The sequence below is a fragment of the Neorhizobium galegae genome (assembly GCF_021391675.1).
Taxonomy (GTDB): domain Bacteria; phylum Pseudomonadota; class Alphaproteobacteria; order Rhizobiales; family Rhizobiaceae; genus Neorhizobium; species Neorhizobium galegae_B.
The window spans coordinates 1012462-1038124 of the sequence record NZ_CP090095.1; the positions used below are offsets into that span (position 1 = coordinate 1012462).

At 63.5% G+C, this 25663-nt stretch carries 21 protein-coding genes; 6 read left to right on the forward strand and 15 right to left on the reverse strand.

The features are described from left to right. Window positions 1-66: 66 nt before the first annotated feature. The 6 genes from LZK81_RS04885 to LZK81_RS04910 form a co-directional block, all read right to left on the reverse strand. Window positions 67-378, reverse strand: a complete 312-nt coding sequence (locus LZK81_RS04885) for a nucleotidyltransferase family protein (RefSeq protein ID WP_046625055.1) — start codon at window positions 376-378, stop codon at window positions 67-69. Between the two features lie 40 nt (window positions 379-418). Further along, complete coding sequence (locus tag LZK81_RS04890; RefSeq protein ID WP_233955366.1) at window positions 419-778, reverse strand: DUF1850 domain-containing protein; 360 nt, start codon at window positions 776-778, stop codon at window positions 419-421. 10 nt (window positions 779-788) lie between these two features. Continuing rightward, window positions 789-2897 (reverse strand): TRAP transporter permease, encoded by a 2109-nt coding sequence (locus LZK81_RS04895; RefSeq protein ID WP_233955367.1) that lies wholly within the window; start codon window positions 2895-2897, stop codon window positions 789-791. Window positions 2898-3082: 185 nt separating this feature from the next. Beyond that, a complete protein-coding gene (locus tag LZK81_RS04900; RefSeq protein ID WP_046603561.1) occupies window positions 3083-4018 on the reverse strand; it encodes a TAXI family TRAP transporter solute-binding subunit in 936 nt (311 codons plus the stop codon). Window positions 4019-4179: 161 nt separating this feature from the next. Beyond that, window positions 4180-4434: an exodeoxyribonuclease VII small subunit gene (locus tag LZK81_RS04905; protein WP_007757495.1), complete on the reverse strand. Its 255-nt coding sequence runs from the start codon at window positions 4432-4434 to the stop codon at window positions 4180-4182. Between the two features lie 3 nt (window positions 4435-4437). Next, entirely contained in the window at window positions 4438-5370 is a 933-nt protein-coding gene (locus LZK81_RS04910; RefSeq protein WP_233955368.1) for a histone deacetylase family protein, read from the reverse strand. 146 nt (window positions 5371-5516) lie between these two features. Between LZK81_RS04910 and LZK81_RS04915 the strand changes: the two genes are divergently transcribed. Further along, window positions 5517-5915: an acyl-CoA thioesterase gene (locus tag LZK81_RS04915; protein ID WP_233955369.1), complete on the forward strand. Its 399-nt coding sequence runs from the start codon at window positions 5517-5519 to the stop codon at window positions 5913-5915. A 13-nt stretch (window positions 5916-5928) separates the two neighbouring features. On the opposite strand, the gene LZK81_RS04920 is transcribed toward LZK81_RS04915, so the two are convergent. Genes LZK81_RS04920 through LZK81_RS04930 form a run of 3 tightly spaced genes read right to left on the reverse strand, consistent with a single transcriptional unit; the run spans window position 5929 to window position 7802 of the window. Beyond that, window positions 5929-6492: a biotin transporter BioY gene (locus LZK81_RS04920; RefSeq protein WP_233955370.1), complete on the reverse strand. Its 564-nt coding sequence runs from the start codon at window positions 6490-6492 to the stop codon at window positions 5929-5931. Window positions 6493-6522: 30 nt separating this feature from the next. Beyond that, window positions 6523-7128 (reverse strand): energy-coupling factor transporter transmembrane component T family protein, encoded by a 606-nt coding sequence (locus LZK81_RS04925; protein WP_233955371.1) that lies wholly within the window; start codon window positions 7126-7128, stop codon window positions 6523-6525. Next, window positions 7125-7802 carry an energy-coupling factor ABC transporter ATP-binding protein gene (locus LZK81_RS04930; RefSeq protein WP_046603444.1) on the reverse strand — a complete coding sequence of 226 codons (678 nt, stop codon included), beginning with the start codon at window positions 7800-7802 and terminating at the stop codon, window positions 7125-7127. Before LZK81_RS04930 ends, LZK81_RS04925 begins: the two co-directional genes overlap by 4 nt. Window positions 7803-7910: 108 nt before the next feature. Here LZK81_RS04930 and LZK81_RS04935 point away from each other — a divergent pair, with 108 nt between their 5' ends. Further along, the gene (locus tag LZK81_RS04935) at window positions 7911-9104 is read left to right on the forward strand and encodes a winged helix-turn-helix domain-containing protein (protein WP_233955372.1); all 1194 of its coding nucleotides are present in this window, start codon (window positions 7911-7913) and stop codon (window positions 9102-9104) included. A gap of 309 nt (window positions 9105-9413) precedes the next feature. Here the strand turns inward: LZK81_RS04935 and glgB are convergent, their stop codons facing one another. The 6 genes from glgB to LZK81_RS04970 form a co-directional block, all read right to left on the reverse strand. Then, window positions 9414-11621 (reverse strand): 1,4-alpha-glucan branching protein GlgB, encoded by a 2208-nt coding sequence (gene glgB, locus LZK81_RS04945; RefSeq protein ID WP_233955373.1) that lies wholly within the window; start codon window positions 11619-11621, stop codon window positions 9414-9416. Continuing rightward, on the reverse strand, window positions 11618-14923 hold the full coding sequence (treS, locus tag LZK81_RS04950; RefSeq protein ID WP_418936493.1) for a maltose alpha-D-glucosyltransferase: 3306 nt from the start codon (window positions 14921-14923) through the stop codon (window positions 11618-11620). The genes glgB and treS overlap by 4 nt, the downstream gene beginning before the upstream one ends. 22 nt (window positions 14924-14945) lie before the next feature. Beyond that, window positions 14946-18200 carry an alpha-1,4-glucan--maltose-1-phosphate maltosyltransferase gene (locus LZK81_RS04955; protein WP_233955374.1) on the reverse strand — a complete coding sequence of 1085 codons (3255 nt, stop codon included), beginning with the start codon at window positions 18198-18200 and terminating at the stop codon, window positions 14946-14948. A gap of 258 nt (window positions 18201-18458) precedes the next feature. After that, on the reverse strand, window positions 18459-19436 hold the full coding sequence (locus LZK81_RS04960; protein WP_052753473.1) for a Bug family tripartite tricarboxylate transporter substrate binding protein: 978 nt from the start codon (window positions 19434-19436) through the stop codon (window positions 18459-18461). 295 nt (window positions 19437-19731) lie between these two features. Beyond that, the gene (locus tag LZK81_RS04965) at window positions 19732-20238 is read right to left on the reverse strand and encodes a cupin (RefSeq protein ID WP_233956472.1); all 507 of its coding nucleotides are present in this window, start codon (window positions 20236-20238) and stop codon (window positions 19732-19734) included. Between the two features lie 203 nt (window positions 20239-20441). Then, window positions 20442-21434: a LacI family DNA-binding transcriptional regulator gene (locus LZK81_RS04970; protein WP_046603448.1), complete on the reverse strand. Its 993-nt coding sequence runs from the start codon at window positions 21432-21434 to the stop codon at window positions 20442-20444. Window positions 21435-21635: 201 nt separating this feature from the next. Between LZK81_RS04970 and LZK81_RS04975 the strand changes: the two genes are divergently transcribed. From LZK81_RS04975 to LZK81_RS04990, 4 genes are read left to right on the forward strand one after another with little or no spacing between them, the layout of a single operon-like run. After that, window positions 21636-22424: a 6-phosphogluconolactonase gene (locus LZK81_RS04975; RefSeq protein ID WP_233955375.1), complete on the forward strand. Its 789-nt coding sequence runs from the start codon at window positions 21636-21638 to the stop codon at window positions 22422-22424. Beyond that, entirely contained in the window at window positions 22417-23196 is a 780-nt protein-coding gene (locus LZK81_RS04980; RefSeq protein WP_233955376.1) for a sugar isomerase domain-containing protein, read from the forward strand. The genes LZK81_RS04975 and LZK81_RS04980 overlap by 8 nt, the downstream gene beginning before the upstream one ends. A 2-nt stretch (window positions 23197-23198) precedes the next feature. Further along, the gene (locus tag LZK81_RS04985; RefSeq protein WP_233955377.1) at window positions 23199-24338 is read left to right on the forward strand and encodes an N-acetylglucosamine-6-phosphate deacetylase; all 1140 of its coding nucleotides are present in this window, start codon (window positions 23199-23201) and stop codon (window positions 24336-24338) included. Then, entirely contained in the window at window positions 24335-25606 is a 1272-nt protein-coding gene (locus LZK81_RS04990; RefSeq protein WP_233955378.1) for a neutral/alkaline non-lysosomal ceramidase N-terminal domain-containing protein, read from the forward strand. The genes LZK81_RS04985 and LZK81_RS04990 overlap by 4 nt, the downstream gene beginning before the upstream one ends. The last annotated feature ends 57 nt before the right edge of the window (window positions 25607-25663 follow it).

A 25663-nucleotide genomic window follows, 5' to 3' on the forward strand; every position in this document is an offset into this window, starting at 1 on the left:
GCCAGTGGTATATTCAAGGATTGCCGCCCATTTTCGACGATATCGCGCATCCGCGTCAGAGGGCGTTTAGAAGGCAATGGCGCGATCCCGTTCTATGGAGCGCCGCACGTTCTCTTTTTGAATCGGTTCGGCGATCACATCAACGTTTTCGTAGCCCGTAATTTCGGTGATGCGCTCTTGCAGGATCGCTAGAGCACTGAAATATCCGAGACCGGATTTGATCACGGGGTCGGTCAGCCTGACAAGAATATCGAGGTCGGATTCCGCAGTCGCTTCCCCCCTGGCCACGGAGCCAAAGATCGACACATGCTCCGCGCCCGCGGCGCGCAGCTCGTCCTCATGCTCCCTCAGCTTGGCGATGACCAGATCCTTGTCCATATGGACAATATAGTGGAGCCCTCGGATTTGGTCGAGAGCGTTAGGGGCACCCGCTCAAAGTGACCTCATCCCTAGCCGTCGCCCCAAGCTCCACACATCCATCCGTATGACACAGCCTCCACCCACTCGGCGTCATGCCCGAAGCCGCCAGCGAAATGCGTTCCTGTGGCGGCAGTTTCGGCGCCCAAACCCACCAGCTGTCCTTCAGCACCGCGTCCGCGCCGGGCTCCATGCCGGCGCCGGACCCTTTGACCTCCGCCTGACGAAGCTCCAGCCCGGCCGGCGTTACGGACCAGGTCTCGCGCCATTCCGTCTTCTGCACCGAATGCGTCCAGGAGAGCGTGAATGCCGAGATGGCGAGCGCCGTCACTTTGCCGCCCGCCAGGATGCAGAGGCTCATCGCCCGGCGCTCAAGTCAGTGCCGGTGCGGCCGGCGCGTTGCGGTTGCGCCACCAATGCTGCGCGACGACGATGACGCCGAGGGTCCAGCCGAGTTCGTCGGTCCAGGGAAGCGCCATCACGAGGCTGGCACCGGCGACGAACGCAAGCAGGCGCTCCCACGTTGCCATGCGGGCGAACAGGAAGCCGACCACCGCCGTGCCCCAGAGCGCGATGCCGAAGCACGCCTTGAGGAAGACATAGGCGACCTCGACCGGATAACCCCAAGCCGCGGCGATCGCACCCGGATCCTGCAGCATCAGCGCCGGCGTGTAGACGGCCATGAACGGCACGACGAAACCGGCGGTCGCGAGCTTGGTCGCCTCCACGCCGATCTTCAGCCCCGAGGTCTTCGCCATCGGTGCTGCCGCGAAGGCTGCGAGTGCGACGGGCGGCGTCAGGTCGGCCATGATGCCGAAATAGAAGACGAACATGTGGCTGACGATCAGCGGCACGCCGAGTTCCAGAAGGGCAGGGCCGGCAAGCGACGAGGTGATGATGTAGTTCGGGATCGTCGGAATGCCCATGCCGAGGATCAGGCAGGTGATCATCGTCAAGACCAGCGACAGGAACAGGTTGTGCTCGCCGACCCGGATGATGGCGCCGACAAAGGTCGAAGCGATCCCGGTCAGCGTCAGCGTGCCGATCACGATGCCGACGATGGCGCAGGCGATGCCGACAGGCAATGCGTTCTTGGCGCCCTCGGCCATCGCGTCACGGCAGATCGCCAGCGTCTCGCGCCCGCCCTTGACGAAGATGCAGCCAACGATCAGGGCGAGGATGACGATCGCCAGGAAATTGACCCCGTAGCGCAGGAACGAGGCGGCGGCGATGCCGAGCACGACCCAGAAGACGAGACGGAAGGCAAGCGGGCCGATGCTTGCGGCAAGCGGCATGCCGAGGATCAGCACGATGACCAGCGCCAGCCCCATCGTACCGGCGAAGATCGGCGTGTAACCGGCAAACAGCAGGTAGACGAGGGCAGCGAGCGGCAGGATCAGCGGCCAGTGCTCCCTGACGGCCGCCCAGGGGTTCGGCAGGTCGGCCTTGTTCATGCCCTTGAGGCCGGCCTTGCCCGCCTCCAGGAACACCATCCAGAAGCAGACGCCGAAATAGAGAACGGCGGGGATGATCGCCGCCTTGACGATCTCCGCATAGGAAACGTTGAGCGTCTCGGCCATGATGAAGGCGACGGCGCCCATGACCGGCGGCATGATCTGCCCGCCCATGGACGAGGTCGCCTCGACGCCGCCCGCAAAGGCCGAGCGGAAACCGAAGCGCTTCATCAGCGGAATGGTGAACTGGCCGGAGGCGACGACATTGGCGACGCCGGAGCCGGAAATCGTACCCATCAGCGCCGAGGACATGACGCAGACCTGCGCCGGCCCGCCGCGCCAGGTTCCGACGAGGCCGAGCGCGAAATCGTTGAACAGCGCCAGCATGCCGGCGCGTTCCAGAAACGCCGCAAAGACCACGAAGATGAAGATATAGGCCGCCGAGACGTAGATCGGCGTGCCGTAGATGCCTTCCGTGCCGTAGGCGAAATTCTCGATGATCTGCTCGAAATCATAGCCGCGATGGATGAACGGGCCTGGGGCGTATTGCCCGAAAAAGCAGTAGGCGAGGAATATGGCGGCGATGATCGTCAGCGGCAGGCCCATCAGCCGCCGCGCCGCTTCGAAGACCAGCACGATGAGGACGGCTCCGATGATGAGGTCCGGTATCGTCAGGAACCCGCTGCGCTGGATGAGGTCGGTATAAAACACCCAATTGTAGATGCCGGTGAGAAAACCGACGATGCCGAGCGCCCAGAACCAGATCTTGCCGGCTTTCGTCTTGGCGACGAGATTGCCGATCAGCACGAAGCCGAGCAGCAACAGGAAGCCCACATGCATGGCGCGGACGACTTGGCTCGCAAGCGTGCCATAGGCGGCGGTCCAGAGCTGAAAGAGGGTAAAGGCAAAGGCGATCCAGAAGGCGATCCGCCCGGTGATACCTTCACCGAAGCCGGCCGGCAGGCCCTCGATCGGCTCTTCCGCCGAGTGCGAGGTGATCGAATTTTGCGTTGGGGTTTCGGACATTGGTTCTCCGAGGTCTCCGTTGCCCCTCACCTTAATCCCCTCTCCGCTTGGGGGAAGAGGATAGGTGACCCAAACGACGTTGGCGGGGGACGGATACAGTTGCGGCATAAGTCCTTCTCCCCGTGAAGACGGGGAGAAGGTGGCGGCAGCCGGATGAGGGGCAAATCGCTCTCATCCTCGCCCGTTTACTTCATCAACCCGGCTTCCTTGTAATACCGCTCCGCGCCCGGATGCAGCGGCACCGGCATGCCCTCCAGCGCCTTCTTCACGTCGATCGCCTTTGCGGCGGCATGCGCGGCGGAAAGTTTCGGCAGGTTGGAGAACAGCAGCTTGGTCATCTGGTAGACGGTCTCGTCCGAAACACCGGAATGGGTGATCAGGAAATTGCCGACGGCGGCGGTCTCGACATCCGCGGTCTGGCCCTCATAGGTGCCGGCCGGGATCTTCACCGAGACATAAGGCGCGCCGATCTTGGCGACCTCGGCGGCAGGGATCGCCACCACGTTGATCTTCAGCGAGGTCGCAAGGTCGCGGATCGATGCGACGCCGAGGCCTGCCGATTGCAGCGTCGCATCGAGCTGGCGGTTCTTGATCAGCTCGACGGATTCCGCGAATGGCAGGTATTCGGTCTTGCCGAGATCCTTGTAGGACATGCCGGCGGCCGTGAAGATGGCGCGGGCATTAAGTTCCGTGCCGGAAGCCGGCGCCCCGACCGAAAGGCTCTTGCCCTTGAGATCGGCAAGCGTCTTCACGCCGGATTCGGCGCTGGCGACCACCTGTATATAGTTCGGATAGATGGCGGCGATGCCGCGCAGCTTGTCGAGCTTGGCGGGAAAGCCTGCTTCCTTGTTGCCCTTCCAGGCTTCCTGGACGGAATCGCCGAGCGAAAAGGCGATTTCGCCGCGGCCTGCCTGCAGCAGGTTGAGGTTTTCGACGGAAGCCTTGGTCGCCTGCACCTGGGTGCGCGCGTCCTTGATCCCCTGTCCGTAGATTTCCGCAAGCGCCACGCCGAGCGGATAATACACGCCCGACGTGCCGCCGGTCAGTACGTTGATGAATTCCGCAGCCTTCGCGCCGGCGGCGGAAAATGCCGTCGAAACGGCAAGTGTCGCCACGAACATGAGATTGATTTTACTGGACTTCACGCCGAAGTTCATAATGGTCTCCTCCCAAAGTAACCACTTAGATGGTGGCTATCATGGGGAGGCGGTCCCAGTGCGTCAATCGGTTTATGACGCAATCCTTGCGAAGGTTGTAAGACTTTGGTTTTAGGCTGTGGCGGTCACTCGCCGTCGAGCGGTTCGACGCCCTGCGGCTTGCCGGCCCGGTCGAGGCGGATCTTTTCGATGCGGTTTTCGGCGGCCGTCAGCAGCTTTTCGCAATGTTTCTTCAGCGCTTCGCCGCGCTCGTAGATGGCGATCGATTCGTCGAGCGCCACGTCGCCCCGTTCCAGCCGCGCGACGATGCTTTCGAGTTCGGCGACGGCCTTCTCGAAGGAATAGCCGCTCACATCGAGGGTCTCGGTGTTGTCGGTCATCGTCTATCCCTTCATCAGTCTGCAGATATGCATGCCCGCCGATTCGGCGAGCCCTTCCAGATCATATCCGCCCTCGAGCAGGCTGACGATACGGTTGCCGGCATATTTGCCGGCGATCTCCATCAACCGGCCGGTCGCCCAGTCGAAGTCGTCGCCGACGAGATTGATCTGCGCCAGTGGATCGCGGTGATGCGCGTCGAAGCCGGCGGAGATGATGATGAAATCCGGCCGGAAATTGTCGAGCGCCGGCAGCACGCGGCTCTTCAAGGCCTCGCGAAAATATTCGCTGCCGGTATCGGGCGAAAGCGGCGCGTTGACCACGTTGTTCTTGGTGCCGGTCTCGTCCTTGGCGCCGGTGCCGGGATAGAGCGGCATCTGGTGCGTCGAGCAGAACAGCACCGACGGATCGTCCCAGAAGATGTCCTGCGTGCCGTTGCCGTGATGCACGTCCCAGTCGACGATCGCAACGCGCTCCATTCCGTATTTCTGCTGCGCATGGCGGGCGGCGATCGCGGCGTTGTTGAACAGGCAGAAACCCATCGCCTTGTCTTTTTCCGCGTGATGGCCGGGGGGTCTCGCCGCGACGAAGGCGTTGTCGACCTTGCCGGTCGCCACGTCGTCGACGGCCGCCATCGCGCCGCCGATCCCGGTCAGCGCGGCTTGAAAGCTTTTCGGCCCCACATAGGTATCCGCCTCGATCTGGCGGATCGTATCCTCCTCCGGGATTTCGCGCATGACGGCGCGCAGATGCTCCTCCGGATGGGCGAGCAGAACCGCGTCCTCATTGGCCTGGGGAGCGTCCTTCCGGTCGAGCCTGCCGAAATTCGGATGCTCCAGCGCAATCGCCAGCGAGCGCAGCCGGTCGGCTCGTTCGGGATGTCCTTCGGGCGTGCGATGTTCGAGGAAGATCTTGTGTTCGTAAAGGCGCGTGGTCATGCGGCGGCCTCGTGAGGGTCAGTCCGGTCTGGACCTCTCCGACATGGCGCAGAAAGCTGACTTTTTCAAGCCGCAACCCCTTGCTCTTGCGCTTGTTTAGCTTGAAAGAATGGTCTTACATGATTGGGTGCAACCCAGAGGGTATCGTGGCCAAAGAGTCAGTCAAGTCACAGGAATTCCGGGTTCCTTTCCGCGATGTCGACATGAACGGGGAGATGTTCCGGTCGTCCTATGTCGTGCGGGCGGAAGAGGCCGTCACGGAATTCTGGCGCCGCCGCAAGCCGCAGAAGGACGATCCGTTCTTCAGGATCGGCAAGATCACCTGCACGTTCCATTCGGCCTTGAAGCTGGGCGATGTTGTCCACACCCACATCGGCGTCAGCAAGATCGGCGGAAAGTCGGCAGGTTTCCTCGTCCATATGCTGCGGGGCGATGAGGCCGTCGCGGAAGCCGAGATCGTCTGGATGACCTGCGACCCCGAAAGCAGGGAACCGGTGCCGCTCCCCGAAGATCTGCGCGACTGGCTCTATCAGTTCCTGGATTGATTGGACGCGGCGATCAGGCCCGTTGCGGCAGCAGCGGATAGCCGACCATCACCGCGCGGCCCGCAAGTGCCGCGATCATCGCCTTCAGCACATCGCCCGGAACGAAGGAGAGGTCGCCGATGAGGGCGGTCGCAAGCCCGGTGCCCGTGACATAGGCGAGATAGAAGATGCCGAGCGCATGGTCCACAACCACGCCGCCGAGCAGGGCTGCGAGGAAAAATCCGGTGATCTGCACGATGCCGCTCTGCGAACGATCGACGAAGCGCTCGGAGCAATAACCGGTGACGACGGCTGCGAAGAACCAGCCGACGAGATAACCGGCGGTCGGCGAGGCGAAGGTGGCAAGGCCGCCGCGTCCACCCGATAGAACCGGCAGGCCGATCGCGACCAGCAGCAGGACCAGCATCACCGCGAACCCGCCGCGCTTGGCGCCGAGGATGACGCCCGCCAGCATGACGCCGAGCGACTGCGCCGTGATCGGCACCGGAATGAAGCCGAGCATGATCGGCGGCACGAGGCCGAGCGCTACGATAATGGCGGCGAAAAGGGCGGCCAGAACGAGATCACGGGTGGTCATGCTATGCGGTTCCCTGGTTGTCATATGAGGTTATTTCTGCGCCCGGATGCCACGTGCGTCAATGGCGGCGGCGATCTCGTCGGCGTTTTTGAGCGTCAGGATGATCAGTGGCACCGCCAGCGTCAGCGGCCGGACCTTCAGTCCGCGGGCGCGGTGCGCGTCGCGGATTGCCTGGTAACGGCTGAGGATTTCCGGCACGAAACGGATGACGAGGCCGATCGAAAGCCCGATATCCGCGGCCTTGACGAACCCGAAACGTTCGAGCGGCATGGCAAGGCGGGTGACCTCGTCGATGAAATCGCCGGTACTCGTGGTCGCCGTCACGGCGGCGGCGAGGAGGGCGAGCGCCGTCAGCCGTGTGACGACGACCAGCGCATCGTGCTGCCCGTTGAGGACGAGCGTGAAGAGCGCCACGACCGCGATGGTCAGCAGGATCGTCCGCAGCCGGAGCCAGGATTGGCGCCATCCGAGCCGGAGCGATGCGTAGACGATGCCGCCGAGAATGGCAGCGACGACAAGAACCGCCGGTGAATGGATGAGGAAAAGGAGGAGGCTGGTCACGGCGAGGCCGAGAAGTTTCGTCCGCGGCGAAAGCCGGTGCAGAAACGTGTTGCCCTCCACATAGAGCGTCTTCATGCCGCAAGCTCGCGATAGCGGGCGATGACCTCCGCCGGCGCGCCGTCATGGGCGAGGCGGCCTTCGTGGAAGAGCAGAACCCGGTCGAATTGGGCGATCAGACCGAGGTCATGGCTGATGACGATGACGTTTTCGTCGAGGCCCTGGATCGTCCGCTCCACCAGACCGTGGTTCCGGAGATCGAGCTGGTTGGTCGGTTCGTCCATGATCAGGATGTCCGGACGGGTGACCAGAACCGAGGCGAGCGCGGCGAGCTGCAATTCGCCGCCGGAGAGTTCATGCGCCCGCCGCTCGCCAAGATGGGCGATGCCGAAACGGGCAAGCACGGCCTCGACCGCCGCCTCCGTGTCCGCCTTCGAGAGCTTTTGGCTTTTGAGCCCCAGCGCGATATCTTCCTTCAGGATTGGCAGGATGATCTGGTTCTGCGGGTTCTGGAAGATGAAGCCTGTCTGGCCGCGAACCCTGTCGCCGCCCTTCACCGTATCGAACCCGTTGACGGTCACCTGGCCCGCGGCAGGCAGCACCAGCCCGTTGATCATCCGCGCGAACGTCGTCTTGCCGGAACCGTTGAGGCCGATCACGCCGATCCGCCGTTCGCTCAAGCGAAGCGTCAGCGGATGGACGACGGTGCGTCCCTCGAAACGCGCTTCTGCCTGTTCGAAAAGGATATCCAAGCCTGTCCCTCGCTGTTCAGCGGTCTATAGACCGGAAGATGGGGAAGGGGAATGCGGAACCGAACGTGAACATTGAATCCTTGGCAGTGACATCCTAGTCTAGATGCCATGGCGATTCTCATTCCGAACGATCAGGCCCGCAAGATCTTCCTCGAACGGCAGCGGCTCTGCGAACCGCCCGGCCGCGCGTTGACCAAAGCCGGCCTGCTACAGCTCATCGACGATCTCGGTTTCGTGCAGGTGGACAGTATCGCCACCGTCGAGCGCGCCCATCATATGATCCTGTTTTCGCGCAACCAGACCTACCGGCGCGAACACCTGACCGCGCTTCTGGAAAAGGACGGCGAGCTGTTCGAACACTGGACGCACGATGCCTCGATCATCCCGGCGAGCTTCTTCCGCTATTGGAAACACCGTTTTCGCCGCCGCGAGCCGATCCTTGCCGAACGCTGGCGCAAATGGCACGGCGAGGGCTTCGACGCAGCCTTCGAAGAAACCTTCCAGCACATCGCCGAAAACGGCGCGATCATGTCCCGCGACATGAAGCAGGAAGGTCACAAGTCCGGCGGCTGGTGGAACTGGCACCCGAACAAGACGGCGCTCGAATATTACTGGCACACCGGCAAGCTGGCGATCGCCGGCCGCGTCAATTTCCAGAAGATCTACGACCTGATGGAACGGGTGATCCCGCCGCAGCATCACGAGCCGGAGGTCAGCCACGAGGCGTTCATCGACTGGGCCTGCCGCGGCGCCATGACCCGCCTCGGTTTTGCGACCTCCGGAGAACTTGCCGCCTTCTTCGATCTCGTCACGCCGGACGAGGCCAAGGATTGGGTGAAGACCCATCGGGACGAACTGGCGGAAGTGCTGATCGAGACGGCGGACGGCAGCCGCCCGCGCCCCTCCTTCGCCTTCCTCGGCTTCCCTGAAAACCTGGGTGAGATCCCCGAACCGCCCGCCCGCGTGCGCGTGCTGAGTCCCTTCGATCCGCTCCTGCGTAACCGCGATCGTGCCGAGCGGCTGTTCAACTTTTTCTACCGGATCGAGGTTTTCGTGCCGGAGCCGAAGCGCCAATACGGCTACTACGTCTTCCCGCTGCTCGAAGGCGACCGCATGATCGGCCGCATCGACATGAAGGCGGACCGCAAGTCCGGCACGCTGGATGTGAAGAGGCTGTGGATGGAAAAGGGCGTGCGGGCTTCGGCGGGGCGGTTGGAGAAACTGGAGGCGGAGCTGTTGCGGGTCGGGCGTTTTGCGGGTGTGGACAAGGTGATCTATCAGGATGGCTGGCGGGGGGAATAGGCGAAGCCACCGGAAAACCTTAGGCCGCGCCGTTTGCCGTGGCACCCCCCTCTGCCCTGCCGGGTGTCTCCCCCACAAGGGGGGAGATCGGATGGAGTTGCCCTACCGGCTCAATCATGTCGTCATTCATGGCAGGAACCGAGCTCAACTTTTCAATGGGAATCGGCTCGCATTTAGATGGGAAGCGGAGAGCCCGCCTCTGGCCAATCTCCCCCCTTGTGGGGGAGATGCCCGGCAGGGCAGAGGGGGGGGTGCCTCACAGAACGACGACGCTTTGGAAGAACCTCGCCCACGATGCTGCCGTAAAACCTACCCCTTCCACCGCAAGAACACCGTCGCCAGCGGCGGCAGCACCACCTGTATGGAAAACGCCTTCCCATGCGCCGGCGCACGTTCCGTCCAGGCTTCCGATTGCCCCAGATTGGACCCGCCATAAAGCGCGGCATCGGTGTTCAGCACCACCTCCCAGCGTCCCTCCGCCGGGACCCCGATGCGGTAGCCGTGTCGCGGCATGGGCGTGAGGTTCGAGGCGACAAGGACATGCGATGACCGGTCTTCGCTGCTCCTCAGCATGCCATAGACGGAATTCTCGGCGTCGTCGGCCACCGCCCATTCGAAGCCTTCATGGTGTAGGTCGCCGAACTGCAGTGCGGGTTCCTGGGCATAGAGCGTGTTCAGGTCGCGGATCAGCCGTTGGACGCCTGCGTGGTCGGGGCTGTCCAGCAGGTCCCAGACGACCGAGCCGTCATGGTTCCACTCGGTCTCCTGCGCCAGTTCGCCGCCCATGAACATCAGCTTCTTGCCGGGATGGCCCCACATGAAGCCGTAATAGGCGCGCAGGTTGGCAAGCTTCTGCCAGTGGTCGCCCGGCATCTTGGCCACCAGCGAGCCCTTGCCGTGCACCACTTCGTCATGGGAGAGCGGCAGGATGAAGCGTTCGGAATAGGCATAGATCATTCCGAAGCTCATCGCTCCATGCTGGTATTTCCGGTAGACGGGATCGTCCTGCATGTAATGCAGCGTGTCGTGCATCCAGCCCATGTTCCATTTGAAGTCGAAGCCGAGCCCGCCCTCTTCGGTCGCCTTGGTGACGCCCGGCCAGGCGGTCGATTCCTCCGCCGCCGTGAATGCGTGCGGGCAGCGGTCATGGATGATGCTGTTCAGGTGCTTGAAGAACTCGACGGCTTCAAGGTTTTCGCGCCCGCCATACTGGTTGGGAATCCATTCGCCCTCCTTGCGGCTGTAGTCGCGGTAGAGCATCGAGGCGACCGCATCCACGCGCAGCGCATCGACATGGTAGTGCTCCAGCCATTCGAGCGCCGAGGCGATCAGGAAACCTTTCACCTCGTTGCGGCCGAGATTGTAGATCAGCGTGTTCCAATCCCCGTGGAAACCTTCGCGCGGGTCGGCATGCTCGTAGAGCGGCGTGCCGTCGAACTTGGCAAGACCCCAGACGTCGGTCGGGAAATGCGCCGGCACCCAGTCGAGGATGACGCCGATGCCCGCCGCATGGCAGCGATCGATGAAATAGGCGAAATCTTCCGGCGTGCCGTGACGTCCGGTCGGCGCAAACAGCCCGAGCGGCTGATAACCCCAGGAGCCGCCAAACGGATGCTCCATGATCGGCAGCATTTCGATATGGGTGAAGCCGAGGTTCTGAACGTAAGGGATCAGCCGCTGGCTGAGTTCGACCCAGTCGAGATGGCGGTTGCCTTCCTCGGCGATCCGCAGCCACGAGCCGAGATGCACCTCGTAGATCGACATCGCGCCTTCGCGGGCGCGCTCAGTGCGCTGCCGGCGCATCCAGTCCTCGTCGCTCCAGCGGAAGGGTTTGGAGGAGGCGACGATCGATGCCGTTGACGGCGCTGCCTCGCTGGAGCGGGCCACCGGATCGGCCTTCTGCGCCAGCAGGTTGCCGTTTCCGTCAAGGATTTCGAACTTGTAGCGTTCGCCATGGGTGAGGCGCGGAAGGAAGAGTTCCCAGATGCCGGCCTGCGTGCGAAGCCGCATCGGGTAGCGCCGTCCGTCCCAGGCGTTGAAATCGCCGACGACCGAGACACGCCGCGCATTCGGCGCCCACACCGCAAAGCGCACGCCCTCGACGCCTTCGACCTCCATCGGGATGGCGCCGAGCGTCCGGCCAAGATCGTAGTGCGTGCCCTGGCCGATCAGATGCAGGTCGAGATCGCCGAGCAGCAGCGGGAAGGAATAGGGATCTTCCATCTCCTGGATGGCGTCCGGCCAGTGGATCCGAAATAAATAGGGCGTCGTGCTGCCGGTCACCCCGGCAAACAGTCCGCCTTCATGGATGGTTTCCAGTTCGGCCAGCACCTTGCCGGTATCGGCCTCCACCACGTCGACCGACAGCGCTCCGGGCATCAGCGCCCGGACCACGGTCAGGTTGCCGTATTGATGGCGTCCGAGGATCGAGAACGGGTCTCCGTGCCGTCCTTCGACCAGGGCTGCCAAGCCCTCGCGGACGGTGCCGATCATCAGGTCTGTGCGCTCGTATCTCATGAGACGTTCTCCAGAAGTCGGGATGCGATCGCCGAGAAGCCGGCAAGCGGGAGGGGAAGCCAGTGCGGACGGCTGCGCACTTCGTAGGCGATCTCGTAGGCGGCCTTTTCAAGCAGGAAGAGATCGAGGATGCGCGTGCGAGCCTCCTGCGGGATGCGCAGCGCCTCGGAATTCTCGGTCGCCTCGAAATAGGCATCGAGGAAGGCCGGTTCCGCCATCTCGATGAAACGGGCGACGAGCTCCCGATGGCGCGCGTCGTCCACCTCGCTGACGATTTCCCGGTCGAGGTCGGCCGAGGCTGCGAGGTAGCTCAGCGACCGCAAAAGCCCCGCGACGTCGCGCAGCGGATTGGTCTTGGCACGACGCTCGGTAAGGTCGCGGGTCGGTTCGCCTTCGAAGTCGATGATATAGGCGTCGCCCTCCGCGACCAGGATCTGGCCGAGATGGAAGTCGCCATGGTTGCGGGTCATCAGCGTGCCTTTCACCGCGCTCGCGAGGTGCGTCGCGAGGCCGAGAAGGTCGTCGCGGCGGTCGAGGAGCGCTTTTGCCTCGATGGCGATATCCGAATCCAGACCTTGGACCGTCTTTTCGAGGATCGCCAGGCTGTGGGAAATCTGGCCCGTGACGGCCTCGCGCCATTTTTTGGCATCCGCCGCCGTCGCCCGGACCGGCTGGAAGTCCGGGTCGTCGGTCGCCTGAGCGAGTGCCACATGCAACTCGCCCAGCCGTTTGCCGATGGTCGCGACCAAGTTTACCAACGGCTTGAAATGCTCGTCCACCACCTCGCCCTCAAGGCCGGTCACGACGATTTCGTCGATGGCGCGGCGCAGGTTGCTGAGCATCCAGTTCCAGGCGTCGCCCTGATTGCGGATCGCACTCTGCACGATAATCAGCGTGTATCTGTTGCCGTCCGGGGCCGTGCGGGCGACCTCGCCAAGCAGTTGCGCGGTGTTCTGATAACCGACATTGGTCAGATATCGGGTCATTTCGACTTCCGGATGCACGCCGGGAAAGACATGGCGGATGAGCTTCACCATCGCCAGGTCGCCCAAAATAAGCGAACTGTTGGATTGCTCGGCCGAGAGCCAACGGACGGCCATGTCGTCGTGGACCGTCAGGCTGTCGAGACTCTCTGTACCGATGAATTCCAATGTGCCGGCGCGACCGGAAATCACCGAACGCTCGCCGAGGCCACGCATCACGCCGCGCGCCAGGCCCTCCATGGCGAACCCGTCGGTCAGGAAGCCGACACGGCGGCCCTGGCGGATACGGGCAAGCGCGAGCTGCTGGGCGAGCGCGGTGGGCTGTGCATCATCCCAGGACACCGCAAGCGGCAAAAGATAGGTGTCCTTGTGGCCATCCACCTCCGCCTCGAGTTCACCGAGCAGGATGTTGTTGGCAAAGGCGATCGGCGTTGCCGCGACCAGCGTGGCGCCTGTCAGGACTTCGCCCTTGGAGCCGAACCAGCGGCGCTTGCCGAGATAGGCGGGAAGAACCTCGTTGGACAGCGTTGCGGCAAGCCGGGGCTCGTCGACCAGTTCCTGCAGGTCGCGGCGGGTCACCATGGTCACCATGTCCTGCAACTGCTCCGGCGGCTCCTTGCGCCAGACCGGGCCGTCGGCTTCGGCCACGAGTTGGAACCAGAAAAAGCCGAACGGCTGCAGGGTCAGGAGATAGGTCAGCTGGCCGATCGGCGGGAAGGGCGACATGCCCGAAAGCTCGATCGGCACGCGGCCGGCGAAATGCGCCAGGTCGAGTTCCACTGCCTGCGGCAGGCGCGAGAGATTGGCAACACAGAGGATCGTCTCGCCATTGTATTCCCGCAGATAGGCGAGGATCTTGCGATTGCCCGGCGTCAGGAATTTCAGCGATCCGCGACCGAAGGCGGAGTGCTTGTTGCGCAGCGCAAGCATGCGCCGGGTCCAGTTCAGCAGCGAATGGGCGTCAGAGCCTTGCGCCTCGACATTTACCGCCTCGTATCCATAGAGCGGGTCCATCACCGGCGGCAGGACGAGCCGGGCCGGATCGGCCTTGGAGAAACCGCCATTGCGGTCCGGCGACCATTGCATCGGGGTGCGCACCCCGTCGCGGTCGCCAAGATAGATGTTGTCGCCCATGCCGATCTCGTCGCCGTAATAGAGAACCGGCGTTCCGGGCATGGACAGAAGCAGCGCGTTCATCAGCTCGATGCGGCGCCGATCTCGCTCCATCAGCGGCGCAAGACGGCGGCGGATGCCGAGATTGATGCGGGCGCGGCGGTCGGCGGCATAGATGTTCCAGAGGTAGTCGCGCTCCTCGTCGGTCACCATTTCGAGCGTCAGCTCGTCGTGGTTTCGCAGGAAGATCGCCCACTGGCAGTTTTCCGGGATTTCCGGCGTCTGGCGCATGATGTCGGTGATCGGGAAACGGTCTTCCTTGGCGATCGCCATGTACATGCGCGGCATCAGCGGGAAGTGGAACGCCATGTTGCATTCGTCGCCATTGCCGAAATACTCGTTCGTGTCCTCCGGCCATTGATTGGCTTCGGCGAGCAGCATCTTGCCGGGATGGGTGGAATCGAGCGAGGCGCGGATCTTCTTCAGGATTTCGTGCGTCTCGGGCAGGTTCTCGTTGTTCGTGCCCTCGCGCTCGACGAGATAGGGGATAGCGTCCAGCCGGAACCCGTCGATGCCAGTATCCGCCCAGAAGCGCATGACACCGAGCAGCTCCTCCAGCACCTGCGGATTGTCGAAGTTGAGGTCCGGCTGGTGGGAATAGAAGCGGTGCCAGTAATAGGCGCCGGCGACCGGGTCCCAGGTCCAGTTCGATTTTTCCGTGTCGAGGAAGATGATCCGGGTTTCGGGGAACTTCTGGTCCGTATCCGACCAGACGTAGAAATCCCGCTCCGGAGAGCCGGCCGGCGCATGCCGCGCCCGCTGGAACCACGGATGCTGGTCGGAGGTATGGTTGATGACGAGCTCGATGATGACCCGGATGCCGCGCTGGTGCGCTGCCTCGACGAAGGCCTGGAACTCCTCGATCGTGCCGTAGTCGGAGCTGACATTGCCGTAGTCGGCGATGTCGTATCCATCGTCGCGGCGCGGCGACGGGAAGAAGGGCAGCAGCCAGATCGCGTTCGCCCCGAGCGATGCTATATGGTCGAGCTTCTCGTGCAGGCCCTGAAAATCGCCGATCCCGTCACCATTCGCATCGAAGAACGATTTGATGTGGAGCTGGTAGATGACGGCGTCCTTGTACCACAACGGATCGCCGTCATTCATCTGTGCCTGGTTCTGCCCCTGGCCCCGGTTTGCACTCGTCATATCCATTTTTTGCTTTCCTCCCCTATCTCACACGCCAGATCGCAAAGGGCAGGCCCCAATGGGGATCGAGCCGCAGCCTCTGCATCTTGCCGGTCCAGGTGAACTTTTGGCCGGTGATCAGGTCTTCGACGTCAAGTGCGCCATGGTCCGGGAGGTTCCACGACCAGAGCGGTATTTCGACATCCGCCTCCTGCGCATTGTGCGGATCGAGGTTGATTGCGATCAGCAGGACGTTCTCGCGACCGGCACTCGCCTTCTCGAAGAACATGATGTTGTCATTCCAGGCGGTGAGAAGCTGCAGGCCGAGATGCGAATGCAGCGCCGGGTTCTCGCGGCGGAGCCGGTTGAGCAGGGTGATCTCGCCCTTGATGTTGCCGGGGCGGTCGTAGTCCCAGGCGCGGATCTCGTATTTTTCCGAATCCGCATATTCCTTGCGCTTGGCATCCGGCCGGCCCTCGCAAAGCTCGAAGCCGTTATAGACGCCCCAGAGACCGGACAGCGTCGCGGCGAGCGCGGCGCGGATCAGATAGGCCGGCCGCGGCGCGTTCTGCAGGAAGTCCGGATTGATGTCATGGGTGTTGACGAAGAAATGTGGCCGGAAGAATTCCTTCGGCTCTTCGGTGGTGATCTCGCGCATATATTGCTCGAGCTCCCACTTGGCATTGCGCCAGGTGAAATAGGTATAGGACTGCGAGAAGCCGACCTTGGCGAGCCGGTACATGACTTTCGGCTTGGTGAAGGCCTCCGACAGGAAGACCACATCCGGGTGCCGCGCGCGGATGTCGGCGATCAGCCACTCCCAGAACGGGAAAGGTTTTGTGTGCGGATTGTCGACGCGAAACAGCTTGACGCCATTGTCGACCCATTTCTGCACGACGTCGCGCAACTCGACCCAGAGCGAGGGGATCGCGTCATGGGCGTAGAAATCGACGTTGACGATGTCCTCGTATTTCTTCGGCGGGTTTTCCGCATAACGGATCGTCCCGTCCGGCCGCCAGTCGAACCAGCCGGGATGTGATTTCAGCCACGGATGATCGGGCGAAGCCTGGATCGCGAGGTCGAGCGCGATTTCAAGGCCTTCTTCCTGGGCGGCATCCACCAGCCGGCGGAAGTCCTCGAACGTGCCGAGCTCCGGATGGATCGCGTCATGACCGCCTTCTTCCGAGCCGATCGCATAGGGGCTGCCCGGATCGTCCGGCGCGGGGTTCAGCGAGTTGTTCTTGCCCTTGCGGTTGGTCTTGCCGATCGGGTGGACGGGCGGAAAATAAAGGACGTCGAAGCCCATGTCGCGGATATCGGGCAGCCGCTTGATGACGTCGTCGAACGTGCCGTGCCGGCTGGGATCGCCGCTCTGCGAGCGGGGAAAGATCTGGTACCAGCTGGCAAAACCGGCAGCGATACGCTCCGCATCGACCTGGATCGCCTGCGAGCGGACCTTGAACGGCCGGCGGTCGGCTTCCGCCATCAGATCGGCGGTCTCGGGCGCCAGCAGGATTTCCGTGCGCTGCGGGTCTTGCACCTCGGTCAGCTTGTCGAACAGGGCTTTCAGCCGTGTCTTGATCCTGCCGGAGGAATTGTCCAGCGCATCGAGAACGAGGTTGATGCCCTCCTGGATTTCCAGCCTCAGATCGAGCCGCGCTTCGTGTTTCTTCACGAATTCATAGCGGAAGATCGCGAAGGGATTGCGCCAGGCTTCGATCAGGAACTCGTGGCGGCCCATGCGCTTCAGAGTGAATTCCGCATTCCAGCGATCGTTGAGGACGAGCTGCATGCGTTCCTCGGTCCATTCGGTCTCGTCGGCTGCGCGCCAAAGCAGCGCTGCCGCCAGCGGATCGTGGCCGTCGCCAAAGATATCAGCCTCGACCGTCACCGTCTCGCCGACGACCCGTTTGACCACGAAACGGCCGTCATCGACGGAAGGCGTGATCTTCTCGATCGCGAGGCGTGGCGAAGCGGTCGCCTTGTCCACGGCCGGCACAGGCACGGCATCGACGATGGGCACCGACGACCGGCCCTCGAATATCCTGATCTCGCCGGGTTTCAGCTTGAGCTGTGCGGCAAAGGCTTCGCCATCCGCCTCCGGCGCTTCGAGCGGCAGAAAGGGCGCGGCGGCCTCACGAAGCGCGTTGAAGGGAGCGGCCACGGAGCGGCGCAGATCCCGGTTCAGAACCACGACACGCACCTTCTGGGCGGTACGAAGGTCTTCCCGGTCGGTCTGCATCAGCGCCACGGCCGGCGTCTGGCTGGTGGAGATGAGACGGAGCGGCTGGCGGGCAAAGCCGGCCGCCGTCTTGTTGGTGCCGGCGTTCACGCTCCGGATATCGGCCGAGAGATCGAACGATCCCTGCTCGCGCAGGCCCCTGAGGCCCATTCCGTCGCCAAACAGCGGGTCGAGCGGCGTCGCAGCGCCGAATTCGAAGCCCATCGGGATCATCAGCCCGCTGGCGAAGGTGGATGCGAGCTTCAGCGACCGAATTGCCTTCCTCTGCAGCACTTCGCAACTGTCGGTGCCATGGGCGATGCGTTTGCCAAAAGGTGCTTCCGGAAACGTGACCTGATAACCGAGCTGCCGCTGGATCTGGTATTCGTCGAGGATCCAGCGTTCCTCCAGGTTCCACCAGGCGAGCGACGAGAAGCTGCCGTCGAAACCGGCACCCTCCAGCGCCCGGCGATCCTCGAAGGAGGTGCCCGGCGTCCAAGCCAGAAAGGTGGTTTCCGGCACGGTCTTGCGTGTCGACACGATAAGGTCATACCAGGCTTCCGGCGCCAGGCGGCCGATGCCGAGGCAGCGGAAACCGGCAATCCCGAGGCCGGCAAGCTGTGCCATCCGATTGCGCCAATCCTCGATATGGCGGGCTTCGCTCATGAAGTCGATGCCACGGCTGCAGCTGTCCCGCGGCGCGATACGCGGATCGGCGGGGATCGGTCCGGCATGTTCCGCATCCACGGCGACCCGATCGACCACGAGGTCGAGCATCAGCTTGATCTTGCTTTCGCGCGCCGCCCGGATCAGGGCCTTGATCCCGTCCTGGACGGAGGCGCCGATCTGAAGCTCAGGGTCGAGCCGGTCGAAGTCCTTCGTCACGAAGACGCTCGCATTGTGGCCCCGCTCAAAAAGCGGCGCCGTCAGCACCGTGTCGAAACCGAGATCCCTCGCATGCGCAAAAACCTCTCGCCACGCGTCGAGCCCCCTCAGCATCAGGGGATGAACGTAGTAAATCTGAGGTGGGAGTTGCGCGAGGGATGTCCCCGCGATGAATTGGGGGCGCGTGTTCATCGGTTTTGCCTCGCCGTCGATTAGAGCCGTCGAATTCTGCGGTCTAACTGTCGAGCGGCGGTGCTGGTTCCGATAAAATTGCCTGACTCACGCGGTTTCTCACGCTTCGGGCCTGCATCTTCGGCGAAGCTGTTGATGCAGATGATCAATCCGCAGTTGTTTCTGAGAGGCGTCTTGGGCCCTATTTTCGGACACGCTGAAACAGAAAAAGGCCGGAGATCGCTCCGGCCTTCCTGATACGGTCATGCGTCTGGAAGCCTACTGCTTTTCGATCTTGCCGATCTTGGCCCACTCTTCCCAGCGCTTGGTGTCCATCGTCGCGTAGTCGAGGGTCGCCTTCGGGCTATCGAGCGTCATCGGCTCGCCGCCATTGGTGCCGACGAACTTGCGGGCTTCTTCGCTGGTGGTGACCTGCGTCATCACCTTGTGCATCTTGTCGACAATATCCTTCGGCGTGCCCTTGGGCGCAGCGAGAACCCACCAGATGCGCACGTCGACATTCGGCACGCCTTCTTCCGCGAAGGTCGGAATATCCGGGACAGAGGAAATGCGCTTCGCCGTGCTGACGGCCAGCACGCGCAGCGTTCCGTCACGCGAGCGGGCAAGGCCGAAGACCGGATCGCCGACCATGTAATCGATCGCTCCGCTCGCAAAGTCGTTGAGCGAGTCGGCGCTCGTCTTGTAACGCACCTGAAGTGTGTCCGGCACGCCGGTATTGGCCTTGTACATTTCGGCAAGGATGACAGACGGGAAGTTCGACGTGGCGTAGGAGCCCTTGGCGCCCTTTTCCTTCATCGCCTTGGTCAGGTCGGAAATCTTCTGGTAGGGCGATTTCGCGTTGACCAGCATCATGAATGCCTGGCTGAACACCGGCGCGACATAGTCGAAGTCCTTGAGCGGATCATAGGGCGGGGCGTTGAAGACGTAGGGCGCCGCGGTGAACTGGTCGGCCGAACCGATCAGCATCGTATAGCCGTCCGGCTTGGCGTTCTTGAGCGCGACGACCGAAAGGCTTCCGAGGCCGCCCGGCTTGTTGTCGACGATGACGGTCTGCTTGAGCTGCTCTTCGAGCTTCTTGGCGAAGAAGCGGGCATAGACGTCCGCGCCGCTGCCGGCCGGGAAACCGGCGATCAGAGTGATCTGCCGGGTCGGGTATTCGTCGGCGGCGGTGGCAGTGCCGCCCGGAATGTATGCGGAAAACACCAGCGCCAGGGCGCCTGCTAGAAGTTTCTTCACTGCACTCTCCTCCTAGAGTCAGTCCGGAACATCGCGGGCGCGGCCGGAATGGGATGGCGCGAACAGTCTCCTCCCGCTCGCGCCAAAATATAAGGTAGCCATACAATTTTGGGGTCGTCAAATGCCTCGCCGGCGTCCGGCTCAAATCTAATGGCCTCGATGGCCGCGCTTATGCCGCGGCGTTTCGATGCCTGATTTATGAGCGATTTGCAGGCCGGAAACACCCCATTCCGCCACTCGAAAAACAGAGGGCAGCTTGCCATTCAGAAGGCAGTGGCAGCCGTGCGGGGAGACTCTAGGAACGGTGTCGCGACCATGCCCGCAGAAGAGTGCCGTCGGCCCCTTCCACGGGGTCGGTCTTTGGAAGCGGCAGGTTCGCGATGGTGTCGAGCTGCGCCCGGTTCGCCGGCCGGGTCTGGATATCCGCGTCCTGTCCGGGCGGGTAGGCGCCGACCACCATGAAATCTCGGCTCGCATCAATCCGCCTGTGGCCGGTGCCGGCCGGCAGAATCAGGCAGTCTCCGGCATGGACGCTGAGCTCGGCTCCAGCCGGTCCGCCGATCAGCAACCGTGCCCGGCCGCCGGCGATCCCCAGAACCTCGTGGGCGCCGGTGTGATAGTGCTGGTAGTCGAAGACGCCGTCGCGCCAGATGCCCTGCCAGCCATTGGCTTGGAACCGGTCTTCGAACTTCGGTGCCATCTCGCCCTCCGCCGGAATGGCCTGCCGATAGACGAGCACCGGCAGATCGGGGTTGTTCGGCACCCAGTCGCTGAATTCGAACAGGATTGTTTCGACTGTCATCGAAGTGGCGGACATAGCGGCGTCGAGGCTCGGTGGGGTGATCTTAATGCTTCGGTTCACGGCCGAAATCCTTCAGATCCATGGCATCGCTGCGCTCGGTCACGTCCCGCGACCACTTCTTCATGTTCTTGTTGGGCATGAAACCTCCCGTGGAAAGATCGGATATCCTTCCCAACGGGCCCCCGACGGCAAGGTTCCCGCGTCTATCGCGCCGCGGTCGTCGAATTGCGCACCACGAGATGCGTTTCCAGCACGTAGCGCACGTCGCGGATGGCGCGCGACTGCAGCATGTCGAGGAGCAGCGAGACGGCCACCCGGCCGGCCTCGGTCGAGCGGTTGGAGACCGACGTGAGGGCCGGATAGGTGACGGCGCCGAGCACGTCGTCGCAGCCGATCAGGCTGAAATCGCCGGGCACCGAGACACGTTTTTCGGAAAGGCCTGCCAGCACGCCTTGCGCTGTCAGGTCATCGAACGCGACGGCAGCCGTGGCGCCGGTGGCGAGGATCGCGCTCACTGCGTTGCGGCCGGAATTGTAGCTCGCCAGCACCGCCGGCACCGTTTCGACGACGATATCGAGCCTTGATGCTGCGGCCTTGATGGCGGTACGGCGCTGCTTGTTCGACCAGGAATTCGAAGGGCCGCTGACATAGACGATCCGGCGATGTCCGAGCTTGGCGAGATGTTCGACGGCTTCCCGGACGCCCGAGCCGCTGTCGATCAGCACCCGCGGGATGCCGTCGATATCGCGGTTGATCAAGACCAGCGGTAAGAGGCCCGCATGGGCGCGGATGCGTTCGTCCGAGAGGCGCGAGGAAGCGAGCACCAGGCCTTCCACCTGGCCCGCGAACCGGCCGACCAGTTTGTCCTCCTGCTTCGGGTTTTCTTCTGTATTGCCGAGGAAGATGCAGAAATCGGATCTGTCCGCTTCGAGCTGGGCCGCCTGGATCAGCGGCGGAAAGAACGGGTTGGCGATATCGGGCACGATCAGGCCGACATTGCCGTGCCGCCCGGTGCTGAGCGCCCGCGCTGTGTGGTTCGGCACGTAGCCCAGCGCTTCCGCCGCCTTCATGATCCGCGTCACGGTTTCCGGGGAGAGCATGTCCGGCCGCGTGAAGGCGCGCGACACGCTGGAACGCGCAACGCCTGCCGCATCGGCGACCTGGCTGATGGTGACGCCCTTGGTCCGCTTGATCATGGAAATTGAGAACTCGCCCGTTTGTCCTGGCACTTAGCATGAAGTCCGCAGCGCTATCAATTCTGACGCGAAGACTGACATTCATCCACTTGACATGCAACCGGTTGCATGGAAGTCTTTTGCTGCAGATAAGGGACCTGCAACGGATGCGGCGAGGCGAAGCCCGCCTGCCGGTGCGACCCTGCAGACATGGAGACCGCGTTGAACCTCGCCACCGCCCATCGTCCTTCGCCGGAAACGCGGCGGACCTTCGACCGCCTCTCGGTCGAAAGCTTTGCAACACGGGCCGAGATGGGCGCCGCGGCGGCGGCCGACATTGCCGCCGCCTTGACCGAGCGCCTCGCCAACCAGACGGAAGTCCGCATGGTCTTTGCCGCCGCCCCCAGCCAGGCCGACATGCTGAAGGCGCTCTGCGCCGTGCCGGGCATCGACTGGGGCCGCGTCACCGCCTTCCACATGGACGAATATATCGGCCTTTCGCCCTCCTCGCCGGCGCGTTTCGCCAACTGGCTGGACGAACATGTGTTCGCCAAGTTGCCGTTCGCCGCCGTGCACCGCATCACTCCCGAGCCGGATGCGGGCGCCGAGATACGCCGTTATTCCGACCTGCTGAACGAGGCGCCGGTCGATTTCGTCTGCCTCGGCATCGGCGTCAACGGCCATATCGCCTTCAACGACCCGCCGGTCGCCGATTTCAAGGATCCGCTGGACGTCAAGATCGTCGAACTGGACGACATCTGCCGCCAGCAGCAGGTCGACGACGATTGTTTCCCCGACCTCGCGTCCGTGCCCCACGAGGCAATCACGCTCACGGTGCCGCGCCTGCTCAGAGCCGACCGGATGTTCTGCGTCGTGCCGGGCGCCGTCAAGCGCGATGCCGTTTCGAAAACGCTCTACGGCCCGCTGACCACGGAATGCCCGGCCAGCGTCCTGCGCTTCCACGCCGCCTGCACCCTCTATATCGACAAGGATTCAGACCCCGATGCCTGAGAACCCCGTCATCGATGCGGATGCGCTCTGCGAAGGTTATCTTGCTTCGACCCAAGCTCTGATGCGGCGGGTCCTGGAGGAGGAGAAAGCCGCGCTCGACCAGGCTGCGGTAAAACTCGCCGACCAGATCGCCGCCGACCGGCTGGTGCATATCTATGGTCCCGGCGGCCATTCCAATCTCGCCTCGCAGGAAGTCTTTTTTCGCGCTGGCGGCCTGATGCATATCAGCGCCATTCTCGACGAGGGCACGCTTCTGTCGAACGGCGCGCTCCGTTCCATGGCGATCGAACGCACGCCGGGTTACGGCAAGGTGGTCATCGCCAATCAGCGGCTCGGCGACACCGACCTGCTGATCCTCGTCAATGCCTACGGCATCAATGCCGCGCTGATCGATGCGGCGTTGGAAGCCAAACGCCGCGGCACCTTCCTGATCGGCGTCAGTTCCCGCGAACACGCCTCGAAAACCTCGCCGGACCATCCGGCCCGCCATCCGACCAGGCAGAACCTGCATGACATCGTCGACATCGCCATCGACTGCAAGGTGCCGATCGGCGATGCGGTCGTGACCGTGCCGGGCATGGGCGAGAACATCGCGGCGATCTCCACTTTCGCCAATGCGTTCACGCTGAATTGCCTGGTCATCCGCACGGTCGCCAAACTTGTCGAACGCGGCATCGAGCCGCCGGTGTGGCGCAGCGGCAATGCGCCGGGCGGCGATGAGGCAAACGGCCGTTTCATCGCCAATTTTCAAGGCCGGGTGAGGGCGCTCTGACCATGGTCGTCGACGGTATCGATCCCCGCACCGGCAAAGGTATCGCGATCGAAATCGCCGACGGCGCGATAGCCGCCATTCGTCCGGCGGAAAATACCAGTCCGCGTTACATCTCCGCCGGCCTGATCGACCTACAGGTCAACGGTTATCGCGGCTTCGACCTGAACAATGGCGAAGTCACCGCCAACATCCTCCTTTCGCTCTGCGAGGAGATGCTGGGCGTCGGCGTGACCACCTGGCTGCCAACCATCATCACGGCCTCCGAGACTTCCATCCTTCAGGCGCTCGCCGATATCGCAAGAATCCGCGCCGGCCACCGACTGATCGCCGAAATGGTGCCGGGCATCCATGTCGAAGGCCCGTCGATCTCGGACAAGGACGGTCCGCGTGGCGCCCATCCGCTGGCGCATGTCCGCCCGCCGTCGATCGCGGAATTCGACCGCTGGCAGCAGGCCTCCGGCAATCTGGTCTCGATGGTGACGCTTGCGCCGGAACACGAGGGCAGCGTCGAGTATATCCGCACTCTCACGGCGAGAGGCGTCCACGTGGCGCTCGGCCACACCGCCGCGACGCCCGAGGAAATCCATGCGGCTGCAGAGGCCGGCGCGGTTCTCTCCACCCATCTCGGTAACGGCGCCGCCGCCATGCTGCCACGCCATCCCAATTTCATCTGGGCGCAGCTTGCCGACGATCGGCTGACGGCAAGCTTCATCGCCGACGGCTGGCACCTGCCGGCCGATACGTTCAAGGCCATGCTGCGCGCCAAGGGCATGGGTCGCGCGATCCTCGTGTCCGATATGGTGGCGCTCGCCGGCATGCCGGCCGGCATCTATGACCAGCCGGTCGGCGGCCGCGTCGAGGTTTCGCCTGAAGGCCGCATCAGCGTTGCCGGCACGCCCTATCTCGCCGGCGCCAGCCTGCCGCTGTCCGCCAATGTCGCGATCGCGTCGCAGATGGCGGGCCTCCCGCTTGCCGATACGCTTCTGCTGGCCACCCGAAACCCTGGCCGCTTCGTCGGCGGACGGGGACGGCTGGAAGTCGGCGCCCGGGCCGATCTCATCCGTTTCGAATGGTCTGAAGGCGCGCGCGAACTGAAGGTCAGAGAAACCTGGGTCCACGGCGAAAAGGCGCACTGCGCATGATCCCGGTCGGAGCCGCCATCGTCGATATCACCCCGCCGCCCGGTCTTGCGATGTCCGGTTTTGCGGCACGCACCCTGCCGGCCAAAGGCGCCCATGATGCCCTGACGGCGCGCGCCGTGGTGGTCGGCGACACGGCGGTCGTCGTCGCCGATGTGATCGGCATCGATGCCGCGACGAGCGCCCGGATCCGTAAGCGTTGCATCCTGCCGACGGATAATGTCGTGGTCGCAGCACTCCACAATCACGGTGGCCCGGTCTCCATGGCCGGCCGGCTCAGCATCGCAGCCGATCCAACCTATCTGGAGCGGCTGGAAGACGCATGCGTCGCAGCCATCGACAAGGCCGCCGCCTCGCGCCGGCCGGCAACGATCACTGTGGGGCAGGGAAGTGATCCGGGGATTGCGCGCAATCGGCGCCATCCGGGCGGACCCGTGGATGCTTCCCTGCCGCTCCTTCGCATCCGCGCTGCGGATGGCAGCATGATCGCCCTCGTCACCGCCTATGCCTGCCATCCGGTCGTGCTGGCGGCCGACAATCTCCTCTGGACGGCGGATTATCCGCATTTCGTTCGCCATGCGCTGGAAGAAGCTCATCCCGGCGCGGTCGCCCTGTTCATGACCGGCTGCGTCGGCGACGCCAATACCGGCCACTCGGCGCATGCGTCGATCTCGCTTGCCGCGAACCCGGATCGCAGCTTTGCTGCCGCCGAACGGATCGGCCGCAAGATCGCGGAGGCCGCGCTCGGCGCTGCCGAACAGCCCGTTTCAGAGACATCAAGCGCTCGCAACGGCACCGTCAGCCTCGCCTTCGCGCGCCGCGAGACCGAAGCCTCCGAAATTCTCGAAAACCGCTGGCGGGACGAGGCCCTGAGCGCCGAACCCGCCCGCAAAAACCTGCTCGGCTATTGGGCCAATTGGGCACGCGACATCGCGCCGCTTGAACCGGAGCCGCTGGCAGCGCGGGTGACCGTGCTCGATTGGGGTGGGGTGCCGATCGTCGCGCTGCCGGGCGAGATCTTTGCGGAGACGGCGCTGACCATCCGTGCGGCACTCGGCGCGGACGCGCCGGCCTTCGTCATCGGCTTTGCCGACGACAATCCCGGCTACATCCCGCCGGCCAGCGAATTCCAGTTCGGCGGCTACGAAGTCGACGAGGCGCACCGCTATTACGGCGTGGCGGCGACCTTCGCTCCGGGCTCTGCCGAAGCGCTCGCGGCCTGCGCTATCGAACTCGCGAAAGCGACCTCCAGTGGAAGCGAGGCCGCATGAGCCGATGGGCCATCACAAACGATCCGATGCTTGACACGCAACCGGTTGCATGAGAGC

What these genes read in the sequence shown, in the direction of transcription:
- LZK81_RS04920 (WP_233955370.1), bottom strand. Translation starts at nt 6,492, where the DNA reads ATGACCACCCGTGATCTCGTTCTGGCCGCCCTTTTCGCCGCCATTATC.
- LZK81_RS04905 (WP_007757495.1), bottom strand. Translation starts at nt 4,434, where the DNA reads ATGACCGACAACACCGAGACCCTCGATGTGAGCGGCTATTCCTTCGAG.
- treS (WP_418936493.1), bottom strand. Translation starts at nt 14,923, where the DNA reads ATGACGAGTGCAAACCGGGGCCAGGGGCAGAACCAGGCACAGATGAAT.
- LZK81_RS04890 (WP_233955366.1), bottom strand. Translation starts at nt 778, where the DNA reads ATGAGCCTCTGCATCCTGGCGGGCGGCAAAGTGACGGCGCTCGCCATC.
- LZK81_RS04985 (WP_233955377.1), top strand. Translation starts at nt 23,199, where the DNA reads ATGGTCGTCGACGGTATCGATCCCCGCACCGGCAAAGGTATCGCGATC.
- LZK81_RS04885 (WP_046625055.1), bottom strand. Translation starts at nt 378, where the DNA reads ATGGACAAGGATCTGGTCATCGCCAAGCTGAGGGAGCATGAGGACGAG.
- LZK81_RS04955 (WP_233955374.1), bottom strand. Translation starts at nt 18,200, where the DNA reads ATGAACACGCGCCCCCAATTCATCGCGGGGACATCCCTCGCGCAACTC.
- LZK81_RS04910 (WP_233955368.1), bottom strand. Translation starts at nt 5,370, where the DNA reads ATGACCACGCGCCTTTACGAACACAAGATCTTCCTCGAACATCGCACG.
- LZK81_RS04990 (WP_233955378.1), top strand. Translation starts at nt 24,335, where the DNA reads ATGATCCCGGTCGGAGCCGCCATCGTCGATATCACCCCGCCGCCCGGT.
- LZK81_RS04900 (WP_046603561.1), bottom strand. Translation starts at nt 4,018, where the DNA reads ATGTTCGTGGCGACACTTGCCGTTTCGACGGCATTTTCCGCCGCCGGC.
- LZK81_RS04895 (WP_233955367.1), bottom strand. Translation starts at nt 2,897, where the DNA reads ATGTCCGAAACCCCAACGCAAAATTCGATCACCTCGCACTCGGCGGAA.
- LZK81_RS04935 (WP_233955372.1), top strand. Translation starts at nt 7,911, where the DNA reads ATGGCGATTCTCATTCCGAACGATCAGGCCCGCAAGATCTTCCTCGAA.
- LZK81_RS04965 (WP_233956472.1), bottom strand. Translation starts at nt 20,238, where the DNA reads ATGACAGTCGAAACAATCCTGTTCGAATTCAGCGACTGGGTGCCGAAC.
- LZK81_RS04925 (WP_233955371.1), bottom strand. Translation starts at nt 7,128, where the DNA reads ATGAAGACGCTCTATGTGGAGGGCAACACGTTTCTGCACCGGCTTTCG.
- LZK81_RS04970 (WP_046603448.1), bottom strand. Translation starts at nt 21,434, where the DNA reads ATGATCAAGCGGACCAAGGGCGTCACCATCAGCCAGGTCGCCGATGCG.
- glgB (WP_233955373.1), bottom strand. Translation starts at nt 11,621, where the DNA reads ATGAGATACGAGCGCACAGACCTGATGATCGGCACCGTCCGCGAGGGC.
- LZK81_RS04980 (WP_233955376.1), top strand. Translation starts at nt 22,417, where the DNA reads ATGCCTGAGAACCCCGTCATCGATGCGGATGCGCTCTGCGAAGGTTAT.